6 protein-coding genes are annotated in these 19,691 nt (G+C 55.4%); all 6 read left to right on the top strand.

Annotated features, from left to right (window positions below; all coding sequences use genetic code 11):
* Positions 1-82 precede the first annotated feature (82 nt).
* On the top strand, positions 83-973 hold the full coding sequence (locus R3C20_25655; GenBank protein ID MEZ6043892.1) for a hypothetical protein: 891 nt from the start codon (positions 83-85) through the stop codon (positions 971-973).
* 115 nt (positions 974-1,088) lie between these two features.
* Positions 1,089-1,628, top strand: a complete 540-nt coding sequence (locus tag R3C20_25650; GenBank protein ID MEZ6043891.1) for a DUF1573 domain-containing protein — start codon at positions 1,089-1,091, stop codon at positions 1,626-1,628.
* A gap of 474 nt (positions 1,629-2,102) precedes the next feature.
* Positions 2,103-3,173: a glycosyltransferase gene (locus R3C20_25645; GenBank protein ID MEZ6043890.1), complete on the top strand. Its 1,071-nt coding sequence runs from the start codon at positions 2,103-2,105 to the stop codon at positions 3,171-3,173.
* Positions 3,170-3,571 carry a hypothetical protein gene (locus R3C20_25640; protein ID MEZ6043889.1) on the top strand — a complete coding sequence of 134 codons (402 nt, stop codon included), beginning with the start codon at positions 3,170-3,172 and terminating at the stop codon, positions 3,569-3,571. Before R3C20_25645 ends, R3C20_25640 begins: the two co-directional genes overlap by 4 nt.
* The gene (locus R3C20_25635; GenBank protein ID MEZ6043888.1) at positions 3,568-5,691 is read left to right on the top strand and encodes a hypothetical protein; all 2,124 of its coding nucleotides are present in this window, start codon (positions 3,568-3,570) and stop codon (positions 5,689-5,691) included. Before R3C20_25640 ends, R3C20_25635 begins: the two co-directional genes overlap by 4 nt.
* A 1,064-nt stretch (positions 5,692-6,755) precedes the next feature.
* Positions 6,756-19,691, top strand: a 12,936-nt coding sequence (locus R3C20_25630; protein ID MEZ6043887.1) for a DUF4347 domain-containing protein, incomplete at its 3' end; no start/stop codon positions are given.

The following is a 19,691-nucleotide window of genomic DNA, read 5'->3' as shown; positions in this document are numbered from 1 at the left end:
GCTTCACGGTAAGCTAGTGCTGCGCAGCGTTTGACCGCAACCAGTTGCAACGCTGGCGGCAACTTCCCAGGAGTTGAACTTTATGACGAAGCGGATATTCGCATTTCTTGTGATCTTTCTAATCCTGATCGCGACCAACCTCTACCTTAGAAACGTTCGACGCTCCCGTCCGACGCTGGGTCAAGGTGAAGTGAGCAGCGAAGAGCTACGGCAGAACGAACTGCTGACCCAATGGAATACCGCGCCGATTACCGAAGGCTCGGGCTTGACTGAAACAGACGTTTCTGTGTTTTTAGCCCGCGTAAACGAAGAGTGCCTTCTGGATGCGGGTGTACTAAGTAGGGTTCCCCGCGAGGCGATTTCGCCGCACGTGGCATCGGATCTTTCTGCCGCCGTATATCAATTCATCCACGCGGCGATTACGGATACCAGCGAGAGTTACCTAGCCTTTTTCCATAGTCGGAATGAATCATTCCCACCAACAACCGTGAATGCAAGGCGAGCCTACTTTGTAAAGAAAGAGATTCTTACCGAGGAAGTAACGAATACCCTCTCGGTTGATCAGGTATTCTCTCAATGGCGCGAAATCTCCAATGTCGCGTCCCATTGGAAAGCTATCGTCCCTGATCAGTCTTGCGCTTTGATGTGGCGGGCTAAGAATGCGTCCGGGAGAACAGTTAAGGATTGTTCCAGTTCTCTGCACACGACGACGAGCCTCTTCCATGCGAGTCACGGCTGGGGATATCCTCTCGTCCCGGAAAACTTAGCAAGCTTCGATGCGCTACTTGAACAGAACGAAGATGTAACGGGTTGCGACATGCTTTTGCTGGTAGAACATGATGATTCGTTGGGAGGCGTTCGTCTCCCATATTTCCTGAGATGGTGGTTTGAGCCCACTGCACAACGATGGCATATCCTTTGTTTGTCCCGTGTTGAAGTCGTGGAGGATCTTGATGCTGGGTTCCGTTTCTGAATCCCCAAAGAACTGTGGTGGTCCCCCTTGGTTTTTATCTTTGCCGGCACTCTGCGCTGCGTTGTTCCTCACTCAGTTATCATTCCTGGCTATTGAAATTGTAGAACAGAGAAAGATGATTCGGTCATCAGTGGATTCTGTTGATTCGCGTCAGCACGTCTATCTAACTGAATCCGAAATTGGTCTGGGGGATGTCCCTGCAGATTCAATTGTGGAAGCGTTGGTCGAACTCAACAACTCAGGTTCTGCTGCTGTGAGCTTTGCCAGGCCAGCCGTTTCGTGTGGGTGTATCGTTACATCGATGCCAGCAAACATGCTTCAGCCTGGCGCCTCGATGCAGGTAGGAGTAAAGATTCGCACCGGCAGTGTCGCGGAAACCATTACAAGGCATGTAACATTCATGTCTGAAACAAATGAGTTCATCTGCGAAGCTGCGATACGCTTTAATGTTGTCACTCCATTTGATTTTGTCGTTGATGGGGCGATAACCTCACGGCTATGGATGGATAATGACCTGCGAGATGAGGCGACGCTGCAGTTGAAAATGCAGTCAGGGTTCGAATTCGTTTCGTTGACCACTGATGCGGTTATTATTTCCCCGTCAGCGAGGCAAACCGAATTCAATGATGCCCCCACAGGTATACACTTCGACTAGAACCAGGTGTCAATCGCGGTCTCGTTGTGGCCACGTGCCGCAACATCACAACGGAGGAAGTTATCACGAGGTCGCTCAAAATCGAGAGACCTTCGTCAAGTCCTATACGACTAATCCCCGAACTGATTGTATGTCGGCAATTGAATTCTGCATCGATCCGAAGAAATGTTATTGTCAATCTGCATGGAGATATGGCAATAGAAAGAATACGGGTAGACCCCTTGGTTGATTGGGCAAGAGTGATTGAGAACGGCCGAACGGCGAGCTCATTGTTTTGGAATTCATCGGCTGCTGTGGAAGGCCAGCGGAAAAGGGACAAGGTTCATAGTCGATCATCATTGCAGGATGATCCAGGTCGAAGACCGCAGAAACTGACGCCATCTGAAGCAACATTGCTGGTGCAACTTTAGCCGTTCGGGACGAGGACGCCGACGCAGCTTTTTCAAAGGCAGTGATCCCCTTCGAACGCAGCCAATGAAGAGGTTTGGGGTGATCAGTGTCGAAAGGTTTGTTTTCGGTATCTTTTCAGCGGATGGCTTTCTTTCGAGATTCGTGAATCGAATGAAGAATCACACTTCAATATGGGTTCAGATTCCCTGTCTGAATGAGGAGAAATCCTTGCCAGAGACGCTTCGAAGCGTGGCCTCTGCAGGCATGGACTACCCATTGCAGTTGTTAGTTATTGATGATGGCAGCTCTGATGGAACGGCAAAGGTAGCTAAAGCTGTGAATCGAGTTGTTTCACACACTCGCAATCGAGGGCTTGCGGCGGCGTTTACTACCGGGCTGGATGAATGCCTGCGGATGGGGGCGGATATCATCGTGAACACCGATGGTGACGGGCAGTATCCGGCGTCGGAGATTCCTCGTCTGCTGGAACCGATCCTTGCTGGTCGAGCGGACATGGTGATCGGGGATCGGCGGCCGAGCGAGGACTTTCGCAGTTCGTGGCTGAAACGCAAACTACAAAAGCTGGGCAGTCGCACAGTCAGTTGGCTGGCGGGGCGAGAGATCCCAGATGCGGTCAGCGGGTTTCGAGCCATGACTCGCGAAGCGGCTATCAAGATGCATGTCGTCACCGGGTTCAGCTACACCATCGAAACAGTGCTGCAGGCCTGTTCGAAAGGGCTGGCCATTGAATTCGTGCCCATCACAACCAACACGGTGACAAGACCTTCGCGGCTTTTCCACAGTATCCCGCAGTTTGTCTTTCGCAGTGGTCTGACGATGCTGCGTGTCGCCTTCATGTTTCGTCCGCTGGCCGTGCTGATGACGATCAGTGCGGTGTTGGCAGTGATCGGTACGATTCCGGTTCTGCGTTTTCTGATCTTCTGGATGTCGGGTGACGGCGATGGCCATATCCAGTCGCTGGTTCTGGGAGGCGTCTTTTTGGTCCTGGCCGGTATCACATCGGTAGCAGGGTTATTGGCGGATCTGATGGCTGCCAATCGACGACTGCTGGAAATGACGCTGGAAAAGGTGAAGCGGATGGAATGTGAGGCGTCACGTGAAGGGTTGAATGGGCACTGTGAGGAGGCACCATGACCGTTCGGAACCTGGCTCTTATCGTCGCGGGTGTTGCGGTCGTGGGACTGCTGATGTTACTTCGAGGATGCCTCGATACAGCAAAACCCGAGAGCCCCTACGATGAAAACATTGAGTGTCGGTCGCCGAACGGGCTGCGAGACACCAAGACACTGAAACGCTGGAAGTACGATCGCGTTCGGGAGGCCGTGCTGAAAGTCGTACCGGAAGGAGACGCAGGCATTGCCTTTTCAGAACTTGTGGAAAAAGCGACGGCAGAATTTTCGAAAGAAGATCAGATGCTGATCGGCAAGATGTCCTGGTACATTGAAACAACCGTGCTGGAAATGGAAACTGCCGGTGAGTTGACCCGCTTCCCTGAAACCCAAACGCCCTTGCCGAAAAACGTGAAGCGTTGACGAAGTACTTTCTGGCAAAACCCATTCAAACAGCAGTTTGGGTTGCTGTGCCACTGTTGCTGATGATTGCCTGGATCAATGGGCCGTCCGTTTCGCCGGATCAGGCTTATGTTCGAGGTGGACTGATTCTGGCGGTCATCGCTTTCAGCGTCGGCTTGTTCGTCGCTCGCTGGCAAAGCCGTGGTTCTCATTCTCGAATGGAAGACGGGATCGTTTCGCAGCCGCCTGATGAAGTGGTCGCCAGCAGTGTGTCTGGCGACTGTCATGATACGCGCGAACATCGCGGCTCAAAACGGTTGGCCATCGCATTCATCGTTGCCCATTCGTTACTGGTTGGCTGGTGTGCGTGTCGGAACAGTTTCAGCTGGACGGAAACCGGGCTGCTTCCGGCTGGCATTATTGACTGGCGGTATGCATCGTTTGATGTGTTTCGAGTGAACCCACCGCTGGTCCGTATGTGGGCGGCAATGCCCGTGCTGGCGTTTGATCCTCAGGTTCCGTTTCGAGGCGTTTCGGTTGATCCTCGTAGACGAGCCGAATGGGATGTTGCCCGGGCAATGATCGACACCAATGGTGAAGTGACCTGGCTGTGGTTAACAGTGGCTCGACTGTGGTGCTTACCATTCATCTGGGTCGGCATGTGGGTTGCCTGGCGGTGGAGTACACAGCTGTTTGGCCGCTGTGCGGGCATCGGCTGCCTGTTGATCTGGACATTTTCTCTGTTGATGATTGGGTATGGCTGCCTGATCAGCGGCGATGCGCAGGCGGCCTGCATGGGACTGGTGACGCTGTTTGTGTTTCGCAAATGGGTCGGTGATGTGCGATTGGAGACATCGTACATTCTGGGCGTCGTCGCCGGGATGACAGTGCTGACAAAGACCAGCTGGATGGCCCTGTTTGGCTTGCTGCCTTTGTTGTGGGTGCTGATTCGAACCTTCGAGTTTTTGGGTGCATGGCTGAAGGGGAATCGACCGGGCCTTGCCATTCAAACCATGATTCGGGAAACCGGACTGGCTGTTGGCAGCATGGCCATGTGTCTGCTGGTGATCAACCTGGCGTATGGGTTTGACGGATCTTTCCGAAGACTGGATTCATTTGAATTCATCAGTAAAGCTCTGACACACGACCCGAACTGGAGGACGCACAATTACCACGGTAATCGATTTGCGGATTCATGGCTGGGAGTTCTTCCGGTGCCGCTGCCGGAAGATATGGTTATTGGGATGGATCTGCAGAAGTGGGATTTTGATCGGCCGCGGTCGTCGTATTTTCGCGGTGAATGGCGAGATTATGGCTGGTGGTATTACTATCTGTATGCTTTGGCCATCAAAGGGCCACTGGGGACGTGGTCACTCTTGCTACTGGCTGCGATCGGGTCTGTTCGCTGGTCCGCCTGGCGTGGCAGCTGGCGAGATCATTTGATTTTGCTGCTGCCGGTGATGCTTGTCCTGGGGGCTGCCAGTGCCGAAACAGGACTCAACCGGCACGTGCGTTATGTCCTGCCGATCATTCCGCTGGTGTTTGTGCTGATCAGCCGAACCTTTGTTGTTTTTGAGCCGAGCTGCGAGCAGGGCAATAAAGCTGGCCGTGGTCACAGTCAGGCGCTGCTGCGTCATCTGGTTGCAGCTTGTGCGAGTTGGTTAGTGTTGAGCAGTCTGTGGATCTATCCCCATTCGCACAGCTATTTCAACGAACTGATCGGAGGTCCGCTAAATGCGTCGCCGCACATGAATGCCAGCAACCTGGACTGGGGGCAGGATCTGAAGTTTGTGAAGGAATGGTGCGAGCGGCATCCCGATCGTCGCCCGGTTTTCACAAAGGCTTACCTGCATTTGATTGATCACCAGCGGATGGGCATCGACAGTCAGGGAGTTACACCAGCGATGCCGACGCGGCATTCTGTTGGAACGAAAGAGTTTCCGACGGGATGGTACCTGGTGGATCACGAAACCATGCTGCGGGATTTGGGTGATTATCGGTACCTGTATGATTTGCACACGACAGACATCGCTGCGTGTGAACATATTGGCTACGGTTTTGTCGTTTTTCACGTCGACAAGGACCGAGCTGCCCGATTTCAGGTCATACAGGATCACTTACGAAAGCCAGCAGACTTGTGATCAAGAAGCAACGAAGCAAGGCGTCGTGCAGGCGATCGGTGTGGAACAGGTTGAAGAATGCTGCGAAGAAATCACGTCCGTGGGCAGGGTGCGAGCGAAATCACACGCGGGGAACTCACGTCCAATGCGACTTAGTGGGAATCGCCGCGTTCCTGAGTCGGACCGCGGCAGCCCGGATTATTAGTTCGGATTGCACTGAATTCCGCCGTTTCGGGATCCAATGTCAAAATGAGTGACGGCACAACTAAGCCGTGGTAAACTCATGATACAACGGAATTCGAGCAATTATGGCCAGTTCAGAACAAGTCCGAGCCCTCCTGGAGCACTCGCCTGCCCGAAATGGTGCTGGCAGACGGAACCCGCACTCTGGTTGACCGAGTGAAGCTGGAATTCCGTGCCTCAGAGCGACTTCAAAATCACCGACCGCCCAGATCCTTCGCCTGAGACGTTTCGGCAACGGCAAGGCGATCCATGTCCCTGTCATCCAGTGCTGTGGGTGCATCAGCCCAAATACCGGGCGCCCTGTTCGTTCGAAACCAGACTCACCTGGGCCCGCTTCATGGCCGCGTTAATCCGCTGGATGTCGTCAGCATGGAATCCTGCGTGCCTTGGTTCGGCCACGAAACGTGCCACTGCTTCAGAATGCGCTGCAAGTGTGCCACCTGGAGGGCCACCAGTTTCAGAATTAGTAGTTTCCCGAATGTCTGAGGCACTTTGTTCGACCCCCGCCTCCGGTACTTGATTTCCTGAAAACAGATACGGATCACTTCCGTGTCTGTTTTTTTGCGCTGGTCATTTGTTGTGGGCAAATTCCCCGGGAGACCTGGAGACATCCTGCAGGGTGGCTTGCTGCCTGCGGTGCTGGTTTCCAGCGGCATGCACACGCGCAACAATCGCGAATTCCTGCGCCCTTTACCCTGTTTTTCTTACCGTCAGATTCAGTTTGCAGGGGTCCCTGATCGCTGCAGTCGATTGATGGGTTAGCTTTTCATCAGGGTGCGGTGCGCGCCCCCATTTGCGCGCACTGCTCATGATTGAAGAAAACGACTGGGCAGGTTAACGCGATGAAACGGATTATACAGAAGACACGCCTGGTGCTCGAAAGAGCCATTCATCAGGCGCGTCGGACTCAGCAATTGAGTGGAGCGGCCACGCAACCACGGCTTGCGCAACTGGAAGAGCGTCTTCTGTTCAGTGCAAGCCCGATTGCGGTGGTCGCTCAGGTTGCTGAATCACCTTCTTCAGCCGATGCGAGTGGTCAGCTGTCCGAACAGCAACTACTGGATGTTCTGGCAGACAGCTATCTGCCGCCCCGCGACCAGGCTGATGCGACAGGAGGCGAACAGCAATCAGAAGCCGCATATGTCGATCAGCAAACGCTGGAGCTGGTGTTTATCGACAGCAATGTCCGCAACATGGATCAGATGATTGCTGATCTGCAAACGCTGAATGAGCAGGATTCATCGCGGCAACTGGAACTGGTCGTGCTTGATTCTGATCGCGATGGACTCGCGCAGATTACAGCCGCATTGCTGAAATACAACGGCATCGACGGTATGCACATTGTGTCTCACGGCACAGATGGTCAGGTACAACTGGGATCTACCACTCTCTCGCTGGACACACTGGATCGCTACAGAACAGCCATCAGCGCGTGGCAGTATTCGATGTCGGATCAGGCCGACATCCTGATCTACGGCTGTAACGTTGCCGAATCTGAAGCGGGTCAGGCGCTGCTTGATCAGCTGAGCGAGCTCACAGGCACGGATGTTGCCGGCAGTGAAGACCTGACCGGGGCGGCTAATCTGGGCGGTGACTGGGAACTGGAGTATGTTACCGGTGCTCTGGAAACCTCTGTAGTTTTCACCACCGACTTTCAGGCCAGCTGGAACGACCTGCTGGATCTGACGGTGGCTGGTGGCGAGACCCTGGTCAATACTTCGACTCCGGAAAACCAGCTCACAACGCCCTTCGGTGGCGGCAATGTGGCGATGGACGATTCCGGCAATTACGTCGTTGTCTGGGAAGACCAACGTAGCGGGAACGCCGATACTTACGCCAAAGTTTATAACGCCGACGGAAGCGTGCGAGTATCCGAATTTCGCGTGCATGCCGTGAACTCCAGTGCGCAGGACTGGTCGAACGTTGCCATGGCGGACAACGGCAACTTTGTCGTCACCTGGAGCGACAATCGCTCGGGCAATTATGAAACCTACATGCGGCTGTTCAGTATCGACGGCACGGCACTTACGGGAGAAACGCTGGTTAGCCAGGGGTCGGGCACCGAGGACGCGCAAGCCGTTGATTTTGCAGCGGATGGATCGTTCGTCATCACCTGGCAGCGTGCAGGCACCAACAGCGGCGATATTTATTTTCAGCGCTATAACGCCAGCGGTGTGGCTCAGGGTGGCAATACCGTTGCTAATACCACAACGACGAATACCCAGAATCATCCCGACGTGGCGGTCAACGATGACGGGACATTCGTCATCAGTTGGATGAGCAACGCTCAGGACGGCAGCGGCTACGGCATGTACGCCCAGCGTTTTAGCGCGGCGGGTGCTAAGGTCGGCGGCGAAATTCAACTCGCCCAAACAACCCTCAATAACCAGTACTACGGCACAATCGATCATGATGCCTCGGGGAATTTCGTCGCTACCTGGATGAACAGCGATGGCAACGGAGAAGGCATTTATGCTCGCCGGTTTAGTTCGTCCGGCACCGCATTGGGCAACGAATTCCAGGTCAACACATGGACCACCGGCGATCAGGGATCACCGAACGTCTCCGTGGACGACGATGGCGACTTTGTCATCACCTGGCACGATGCATCGGGGCATGACGGAACAGGCTTTGGCGTCTATGCCCGGCAATACGACAGTTCTGGCAATGCCGTTGGCAGTGAAACGCAAATCGCACAGACGACTGGTAATGACCAGAAGGATCCAACGGTCGCGATTCACGGGACGTCAGCCGTGTTCGTCTGGGGAGGCAACGGCAGTCAATCGGGCCAGACCGATGCCAGCGGCGTCTTCATGCGGCGGTTTGATCTGACGGGACTTGGTCCGCAAACCTACACCGTCACCAACACACTGGATGACGGCAGCGTGGGCAGCCTGCGCTGGGCAATCACGCAGGCCAATTTGAATGTCGGTACGGACACGATCGATTTCGCAATCGGTGCCGGGAATCAGATCATTACGATCTCCGGCACTGACCTGCCAGGAATCACGGATACGGTCATCATTGACGCCACGACTCAAACCGGCTTTGCGGGCGAACCGCTCATATCGCTGGTCGACGGTGATGCACGATCGCATGGGCTGAGGCTAAATACAGGCAGTGACGGCAGTACCATTCGAGGGTTCAACATTCAGGGCTTCAACACGGCCGGAATCCACCTGGAGTCGTCCGGAAACCTGATCGTAGGGAACTGGATCGGCACCAATGCCGCAGGTACTGGGGCTGCAGCAAACTTCGACGGAATCACAATCTGGTCGGGTGACAACAACATCATTGGCGGTGCCACGGCGTCGGATCGGAATGTAATCTCCGGCAATACCAATAATGGCATCGTCGGAAGTGGTGCAGCGAACAATACTCAGATCATCGGTAACTATCTGGGGACCGACAAGACCGGGATGAGCCTCATCGCCAATTTGGCACACGGCATCTGGTACGGAGATTCAACCGGAGTCGTTGTCGGCGGCGACATCGCAGCCGAACGCAATATCGTGGCCAGCGATGGGTTCGGAATTGAATTTCACAACACCGACAACGCATTCATTCAAGGCAACTATGTCGGGCTCGCGGTTGATGGCACAACGGCCCTGGGCAACGACTGGGCGGGCATTATCCTCAGCAATGGCAGCAGTGGAAATCTGATTGGTTCGAATGCTGACGGCAGCAATGACGCCGGCGAACGAAATATCATCTCGGGCAACAACAACGGAATTCTGATCGACGGTGCTGGCACTTCAGGCAACATGATCTACGGAAACTACATCGGCACTGATGCCACCGGCAATATCGATCGAGGCAATACGTACGACGGAATCCGCATCGAGAATGGCGCTACAAGCAACTACATCGGCGGGGCGGGCACGGCGCGGCGCAATATCATCGCCGGAAACGATCAGGACGGCATCCAGATCGATGGCGAAGCGACCGACGGTAACTGGATTCAGAACAACTGGATTGGTCTGGCCGCCAATGGCTCCACCGTCCTGGGCAATACGGGTGATGGGATCTACATCAGCGGCGGAGCGGACAACACGACGATCGGCGGTGGCACCGGCAATGGCAACGTCATCGTCGGCAGTGGCGTAGTCGGGATTGAAATCGACGGAGCTTCTACCGGGACGGTGATTACAAGCAACTACATCGGAACGAATGCCACTGGAACGGTTGTCGCTGGTTCGATGGAGAGCGGCATCCTGCTGGAAAATGGAGCAGCCAATACAACGATCGGAGGCACTGGAGCTGGTCTGGGTAACGTCATCACTGCCAACGGCGTTGGCGGTGTTTATACCGCAGCCATTGATCTCAATCCGACTGCCGGAACGGGGAACACCATTGTCGGCAACTCGATCTACGGCAACGTCGGCCAGGGAATCGATCTCGGCACTGCAGGCGTCACAGCCAACGATCACCTGGACCCCGACACCGGCGTCAACAACCTTCAAAACTTCCCGGTGGTCACGTCGTCGACCGTCGATGCGGCTGGCACGACGGTCACCGTCAGTGGTTCGATCAACACACTGGCCAGCTTGACCGGAGTGGTGATTCACTTCTACGCCACGCCATCAACGGGTGATGTCAACAAGCGTGAAGGCAGGAAGTACCTCGGTTCAACAACCGTCAATACGGACGCCGGCGGCAATGCAACGTTCACGAATGTGGCATTGACGGGCTATTCCGGAACAGTCGCTGTGGGCGAACTGATCACGGCCACAGCCACTTACAGCAACAACACATCCGAGTTCTCTCAGGCATCTGTCGCCACACTGAGTACCGGCAACAGCGCGCCGAGTGATCTTGAAATCGTGTCGACGACCAGCGGCGGACTGAGCCTCAACGATGACGGCGGAAACGATGCCTATCTGGTTGCCGATGCGTCTCCTTTTAACGGCCAAACGGCAACGACCATTGAAGTTCAGTTCTCAGCCGACTCTGCAGCGGCTGGCCTGACAACGTTCTTTTCGTATGCTGATCCAACCAATCACGATGAGCTGTTCTTCGGAATCACTGCGTCTGGTGAATTGATATTCCGCACGAGCGAAAATGGCGGCAGCGGTTATGGAAGTGTGACGAAGGCGGCGAATTTGTTTGATGGCCAAACCCACAGCGTGGCTGTGACGTGGGAAAATTCGGGCGGCGTACTGATGTTCTACGTCGATGGCGAACAGCTTGGTCCGGGACGCAATGACTATCAGAAAACCACGACCATCGCTGCGGGTGGAATCGTCGTCATCGGACAACATCAGGGTGCGTTAGGATCTGCCTTTGACGCCGATGATACGTTTTCCGGCACTATCTATAACGTACGCGTCTTCGATGATGTCAGGACGGCCGCTGAAATCGCCGCCAGTTACCAGAGCGAATTGCCGTATAACGAATCGGGAATGATTGCCCAATGGAGTTTTGACAATCTGTCAGCGGCAGGTGTGGTCACAGAATCAGTCGCGGGGAACAACTTGACCGTCAGTCACATCGCCGAAGCCGGCTTTGTCGCAAGCGACCCATCGCTGACGCTGGATATCACAGAGAACGCTCTCAACGGCACCGTGGTCGGTACGACCTTTGGAACAGACATCGATCGCGAAGCGAAGATCACACAGTTACTGGCTGCAAATCCGGGCCTCCACTACAGCGCAGAGACGGGCAAGTTTTATCAGTTCCAGAACGTTGGGGTGCAGTGGGCGACTGCTGACAGTAGTGCCCAGTTAACGACGCTCAACGGAGTCAATGGACAGCTAGTTCAAATCCGATCGGCGGCCGAGAACCAATTGATCGTCGACATTCTGAACCAATACGGTGCCACTCAGGCCTACATTGGGGCGAGCGACGCGGGCGTTGAAGGCGAGTGGCGATGGGGCGACAGTTCGGGAGATTTATTCTGGCTTGGGAATGGATCCGGAAGCAGTATCGAAGGTGTGTATTCCAACTGGGATCCCTCGAATCCGAATGATTCCGGAGGGCAGGACTACGCCAAGATTTTTGCGGCGACAGGGTTGTGGGATGATGTCGATGGTACAGTGAATCAAAAATTCATCGTCGAATTTGATGCCGACTCGGTCCTCGACGCCACCAACGCATTGACCTATTCGATCCAGTCGCAAACGGTTGCCGGTGCGTTCACGATCAATAGTGATACGGGCGAGATCACTGTTGCGGATGGTTTGTTGCTGGATTACGAAACCAACGCAACGCACACCGTCACCGTCCGGGTCAGCGATGGTACGGCGACGTACGATGAAGCCTTCACCGTCTCGCTCAACGACTTGGCCGAGTCCGACAACGCGCCAACGAACCTCTCCAGCGGAATCGAGCTGAACACTGACGGCGGGAATGACGCGTATCTGGTCGACCGTACGAGTGGAGTTCCGTACTGGGATGGGTTCGAGGGGATTACCATGGAGTTTCAGGTGTCTGATCTCCAGACACCAACATCCATGTCGACCTTCTATTCCAAGAAGGCCGTCGCAAGCGAATCGTGGTTTGCAGTCCATGCCGACGGAACGCTGGAATGGACAAGCTTCGCCACGTCAGGCCAGTATTCTCAACTTTTCGACGGCGGTCTGCATTCGGTTGCGTTTTCCTGGGATGCACCACAAGGCGATCTTCGTTTCTACATCGATGGAAGGTTGGTTGAGACCGTCGCAACTCCTTCACAGTCTCAAACCAACGGTGGTGGTGTATTTGTCCTGGGCCAGGAGCAGGATTCCGTCGAAGGGAATTTTGATCCTGCACAGTCCTTTGCCGGCACGTTTCACGACGTTCGCATCTGGAACCAGGTCCGCAGCGAAGTGGAAATCGCACTGAACTATCAGAACAAGTTCGACAGCGGCAGTCTGCCCAGCGGTCTGGTCGCCAACTGGCAGATGGATGGTTTCAATGGATCGAACCAAGTCGTCGACGTCGTCAGCGGTAACAACCTGAGCATCGGACATGCAACCGGCGCAGGCTTCATTGCCAGTACGCCGGTGGAAGACCTGCACATCAGCGAAACCGCCACGGACGGAACCAGCGTTGGGTTCGTCGTGCCAAGTGGTCCAGATGCGCCGCAGGATATCGTCAGCGATGGGCAATTCCTGAAGGGTGACACCGGATCGTGGACTAATTACACCCAAGGTCAAACGATTGGCGACTGGACAGTGGAATCCGGAGTCGTTTCGCATACGTCGACATATGTTTCGCCTGGTGGTGGCGTTGGGCTTGAATTGCAGGCGGGAGCGGGGCAATTTCCAGCCTCGATCACACAAACGCTGGTAACCGAGGTCGGTCGCCAATATCAGTTAGTGTTCAACATGTCTGGCAACTTTGGCGGCGGCCAGCCTGTCAAGCATTTGGTTGCGTCCGCTGCCGGGCAGTCAATGGACTTCCAGGTCACAGACACGTTCGGCACGGGATTGGGCTACGAGCCTCGATCGATGACATTTACGGCGGACGACACCAGCACCGTGTTGCGTTTTGCTGCCGGAGTCGATGACGCTTGGGCTGCCATTATCACGGACGTCCGCGTGATCGAAATCCCCGCCGCCGTTACGGCGATCCTGCACAGCGATCTGACGCTTTCCTATGATGCGGCAACTGGCAAGTTTTATCGTCAAGTGACGTCACCTGATACTTTCTTTAATGCTCAGGCAATAGCAGAGAGTTCTCTGATTGGTGGAGTCGGCGGACGCCTCGTGACAATCGGTTCAGCGTCGGAGAACTCCTACGTCCACGATTTTGCTCGCTCCGTCGGAGCCAATGTTTGGATTGGTGCTTCAGACGCGACCATCGAGGGCGATTGGCGGTGGCTGGACCCACAAGGCATCGGTGAGCAATTCTGGTCGGGAGACGCTGCGGGTTCTGCCGTCGCTGGCAGGTACGCCAATTGGGTGGCGACTGAACCAAACGATGCCGCAGGCGTTCAGGACCACGCAAAGCTCCGCTCTGCAGACGGCCTTTGGACGGACGTCGATGGCGGTGCGACAACTTCCGCCTACATCATCGAGTGGGACGCCAGCGAGGTTCTTTCCAACTTCACCTTCAGCCTGACCGACGATGCGGGTGGACGCTTTGCGATCGATAGCAATAACGGTGAGATCACTGTCGCCGATAGTTCGCAATTGGACTACGAAACCAACACATCACACAACGTCACCGTGCAGGTGACGGACGCTGCCGGTAACAGCTACAGCGAAGTAATGACCATTGCAGTCGACAACGGCCTGGAGCTGACACATTCGTTGCCGGGAGCACAGTCGGTCGATGAAGACCCACCGTTGGTCTTCAGCACCGCCAATGGCAACGCGATTACGGTCAGCGATACCATGGCTGCAACCAATACCAGACTTCAAGTGTTCATCTCGACCAACAACAACGGCACCCTGACGCTTTCGCAGACGACCGGGCTGTCGATTCTGGGTGGCAGCAACGGAGGCACGTTCATGACGATTCAGGGAACCGAATCCGATCTGAACGCCGCGTTTGAAGGCATGGCATTTACACCGGCCGCCAACTACTCTGGCCCCGTCACGCTGGACATGACCACGTCACTGGGAGCCGATCTTCAGGGCTACTACACCTTCGAAGGTGGCAATGCGATCGATCAAAGCGTGGGTATCTCGCAGAACGGAACGCTAGTCGGCAATGCAACAACTGTGAACGATCCCGAACGCGGCGAAGTGCTCAGCCTGGATGGAGTCGATGACTACGTGTCGATTTCCGGCCGGTTCAGTGACCCCACGAATGTGACCCTGGCCGCGTGGGTGTATGTTGACAGTGCGGACACGAACGGATCCCATGTTCTTTCACTGGGGAACTCCGTGGTTCTCGGTGTTGACCGTCCCAACGGCGGAGAAGGGGTTCAGGGGTTCTTTTACGACGGAAGTACTTACCAGGCTACCACCAGTGGGATATTCATTGCCGACACGGGCTGGCAACACATCGCTTACGTCTTCGACGACGCCAACGACTTGCAAACGCTTTACATCAATGGCACCGCCGTCGCGGAGAATCGACTCACTGCGGGCATTTCCTATACGCTTGGCGCAAACTCCCGAATCGGTGGGAATGCAACCGGAACGACGACTTTCGATTTCGACGGCCTTATCGACGACGCCCGCGTTTACACCCGAGCCCTTTCAGCCGACGAAATCGCGGCTCTGGCCAATGGCCAAACGAGTGTGACGGGAAATGTCGCGATCACGGTTAACGCGGTCAATGATACTCCGGTCTTAAGTCTGGGTATTGGCGGCGGTACGTACTACGAAAACGCAGCAGGCGTGTACATCGACACGCTGGCGACCGTCACCGATGCGGATGGAGTTGATTTTGACGGAGGAGTGCTGACGACCTGGGTGTCGAACAATGGCACAGTTGATGATCAGCTGTTTGTGCGTCACGAAGGAACCGGAGCCGGTCAGGTCAATATTTCGGGCAGCGATATTCTGATCGACGGTGTGATGATGGGTTCGTTCACCGGCGGTAATGGCGACGCTGATCCGCTGCTGGTGACGTTCAATGCCAATGCGGATGCAGCGGACGTACAAAAAGTTGTGCGACGGATTAGCTTCAGTGTCAACGGAGATAATCCCAGCGGTTTGCAACGTACCATTTCGATGCAGTTGACCGATGGAGATGGCGGAACCAGCGCGATCGATACTCGCTCAGAAAACGTTATCCCGACGAACGACACTCCCGTTGTGGCGGCTCCGGGAAGTGCTCTTGCAGCAACGGAGCAGACGGATCTGGCCATTCACGGAGCCGGATTTACCTTGAGTGATGTTGACGCCAACAGCGGAACGATGACGGCCACGCTGTCGGTCGGGTCCGGTATCCTGACCGTGAGTGTCGGTAACTCCGGCGCGACCATCAGTTCAGGCAATGGGACTGGCACGGTAGTGATCACGGGCAACCTGCCTCAGTTGCAAGATCTAATCGTCGGAGCTGGCACAGGAACCATCTTCTTTAATACCAACACAGGCGCGCCCACCGCTTCGACGACCATCACGTTGACGGTCAATGACGGCGGCAATACAGGAAACGACCCAGGACTGACGGGAGATGGCAGCAGCGAGCAGGATTCGGCATCTCAGACGATCAACATCACGGCCGTTAATGATGCTCCGGTGCTGACGCCTTACAGCCCCGCATTGCCGTTGACGGAAGATTCCGCGCCTTTTGGCAACACGGTGGCTTCGTTGCTGGGTTCCAGTGTGACGGACTCCGATGGCGATCCGGAAGGGATTGCGGTCACCGATATCACCGGGACGAATGGGACTCCGGAGTATTCCATTGACGGCGGAGCATGGACTGCATTCGGGGCTCCGACAAGTTCGACCGCTCTGCTGTTGAAGGCGACGGATCAGATTCGGTTCACTCCCAACGGTGTTACCGGCGGCACAATGACGATGACGTATCGGGCGTGGGATCAGTCATCGGGAACTGCTGGCAGCACGGCGGATGTGACGACCAACGGCGGTACCACGGCCTTTAGTTCGAATACTGATACCGTCACAATTACCACCTCAGAGATCAATGACGCTCCCAGCGGTGCCGACAACACCATCACGATCAACGAAGACGCGACCTACACGTTCAAGGCCGCCGATTTTGGATTCAGCGACGTAGATGGCAACAGCTTCAATCGCGTCTGGATCATGACATTGCCATCCGCGGGGCAGTTGAAGTTCAATGGTTCGACATTCGCCGCAAACAACTGGATTCTGAAGAGCGATATCGATCTGGGCTTGCTGACATTTGAACCTGTTGCCGATGGTAATGGCACAGGCTACGCGACATTTGACTTCCAGGTGCAGGACAATGGCGGCACGACCAATGGCGGAGTCAACCGCGATCCGAGCAGCAACACCATCACGTTTGACGTAACGGCCCAAAACGATGCACCAACGGCATCGCATGGCGGCGGCTACACGACCAATGAAGGGGACTCGCTGAATCTTGACGCCAGCGGTTCGACCGATATCGATGGCGATACGCTGACCTATCGCTGGGACCTCGACAACGACGGGCAGTTTGATGACCTGGTGACCAGCAACGCCACGGAATCGGTCAGCTGGGCGACGCTGTACGGGCTGGGAGTCGATGACGATGGCGTGTATACGATCGGATTGCAGGTGGATGACGGCAACGGGGGACTCGTGTCCTCGTCCACTACGGTAACGATCGCCAATACAGCTCCCACGTTGACGGCGACCGGCGCGGCGACGGTTGGTGGCGGAGAAACTTTCACGCTAACGTTGACGGACGTCGATCCGGGCAATGACGCGATCAGCAGTTGGATCGTCAACTGGGGTGATGGTTCCATCGATACATACATCGGCGATCCCTCCAGTGTGACCCATGTCTACTCAAACAATTTGGCAGGTCTGAAGTTCAACATCTCGGTCAGCGCGATCGACGAAGATGGCCAGTATTTCGAAGCGAACCTGCTGGCGCCTGCCTACGGTGGCGACTGCGTCAATGAATATGATGGGTTCGGCGGCACCTTTGTCGGTAGTTTTGCACCGTCGAGCGACGGAATTGTGGGACATGCCAACATCGTCTTCATGCCGAACGGCAACTACCTGGTTAGCGGTGTCGATTCGGGAAATATTGTCCAATATCAACCGGACGGGACTTTAGTTGGAAACTTTGTAGCGGCAGCTGATCCGAACTTGAGCGCACCTGGCGGACTGGCTTACGGGTCAGACGGCAATCTTTACGTTGCCGACTATGGAGCTGGCAAAATCGTTCGATTTGACGGAACAACCGGGGCTTACATCGATGACTTTGTGGCATCGGGATTAAGCAGTCCACTGGGGCTGGACTTTGGTCCGGATGGCATGCTGTATGTGGCCAATCGAGGCAGCGCCGGCGTATTGCGTTACGATGGGATTACCGGCGTGCTGGACGCAAGCTTCAACGTGGCAGGCATCAGCGGCGCTGAAGATCTGACCTTTGGCCCAGACGGCAACATCTACGTGGGCAGCGTCAGCGGAGTCATTCGTGTTAACGCGACTACGGGAGCAACGTCCACGTTTATCGCCAATGGCACGGGTGGCTTGCAGCTGGCAGCAGGCGTCGAGTTTGGCCCTGACGGCAACCTGTATGTTGCCGATCAGGATGCAAGTGTCATTCGTCGATACGACGGCACCACGGGCGCCTTCATCGATAACTACGCAAGTGGGATTATCGGACCGGCATACCTGGAGTTCACAGTCGATCATCGGGTAACGATTACCAATTCCAACCAGTCTCCAACGATTGCCACCAACACAGGCAACACGGTGCTGGAAGGTTCGAGCGGTAACGTGATCACCACGGCGATGCTCAATGAAGGCGATCCGGATGATAGCGGCACAGAGCTGACCTACACCGTCACTGCAGACGTCACGAATGGCGCGTTGAAACTGAACGGAGTGGCCATCGGCCTGAGCGATACGTTTACGCAAGCCGACATTGACGCAGGCTTGATCACCTACGATCACAATGGTAGCGAGACAACGACGGACAACTTCCAGTTCTCGCTGGCTGACGGCGGCGAAAACGGTTCGACGCCGGCAACCGGCACGTTCAACTTCACCGTGTCGGCGGTCAACGATACTCCGGTCGTTACGGGGCCGGGAGCCGCATACAGTTTCACCGAACAAGGCAGCTTAAATATTCACGGCACTGGATTCAGCGTGTCGGATGTGGATGACAACGGCGGTACGATGACAGCGACGTTTGCCGTCGGCGAAGGCCGCATCCTGATCGACGTCGGTGACTCCGGTGTGTCGATGACCTCGGGAGCTTTCAATACATCCGGAAACAGTACCGATACGGTGACATTCAAGGGGACCGTCGCCCAGATCAATGCTCTGCTCAGCGGAAGCAGCACGGGAACGGTGGTCTACTATCACGACCAGACCGCTGCCAGTGATGGGCCCTCCGCATCGACGACAATCACGCTGACGGTCAATGACCAGGGCAACACGGGAATCGACCCGGGTCTGACGGGTGACGGGACCAGCGAAGAGCATTTTGCATCGCAGACAATCAATATCACGTCAGTCAACGACGCACCGGCGTTTACTGGCCCCAACTTGATCACGAACGGAACATTTGACACCGACTTGACGGGCTGGTCCACAACAGGGACCGTCACATCAGGGTCGGGTCGCGCCACTTTTGGAACCGGTGGCAATGCCGGACCGCACACATTGTCGCAGACGATTGCAACGAACATCGGCGACGCGTACGTGCTTGAGTTTGACTACCGCGATGGCCATGCCGGCTTGAATCAGCAGCTGCAGGTTACAGTGGATGGATCATCGAACTTGCTGACATCGGAGCAGATTCTCACGGATAAAGATGGCAGCACGCTTGTCCGATACCGATTTGAGTTCGTTGCAGATTCGATCTCTTCCACATTGACGTTTACGGACACCTCCGATGACGCCGGGTCGCTGAGTGCGGCGACCAATGGTGTCGACTCTTCGATTGACAACGTCTCAGTCCGCCAAATCAATGGCCAAATTGGCACTGCCAGCTATGCGGAAGACGGAGCGGCGGTCGTGTTAGACAGCGATGTCACGCTATTCGATGCCGAAATCAACGCGGCTCTCGATAATTTTGACGGAACCACGCTCACACTGGTTCGCAATGGCGGCGCAAACAGCGATGACGTATTCGGTGCCACTGGAAACCTGGTACTCAACGCCGGAACTCTGGAACTATCTTCCATCAGTATCGGCAGCTACACCAATGTCGGTGGCCAGCTTGCAATCACCTTCAACGCCACCGCG

The organism is Planctomycetaceae bacterium, from assembly GCA_041398825.1.
Taxonomy (GTDB): Bacteria; Planctomycetota; Planctomycetia; order Planctomycetales; family Planctomycetaceae; genus F1-80-MAGs062.
This window is presented reverse-complemented; position numbering and strand designations above follow the sequence as displayed.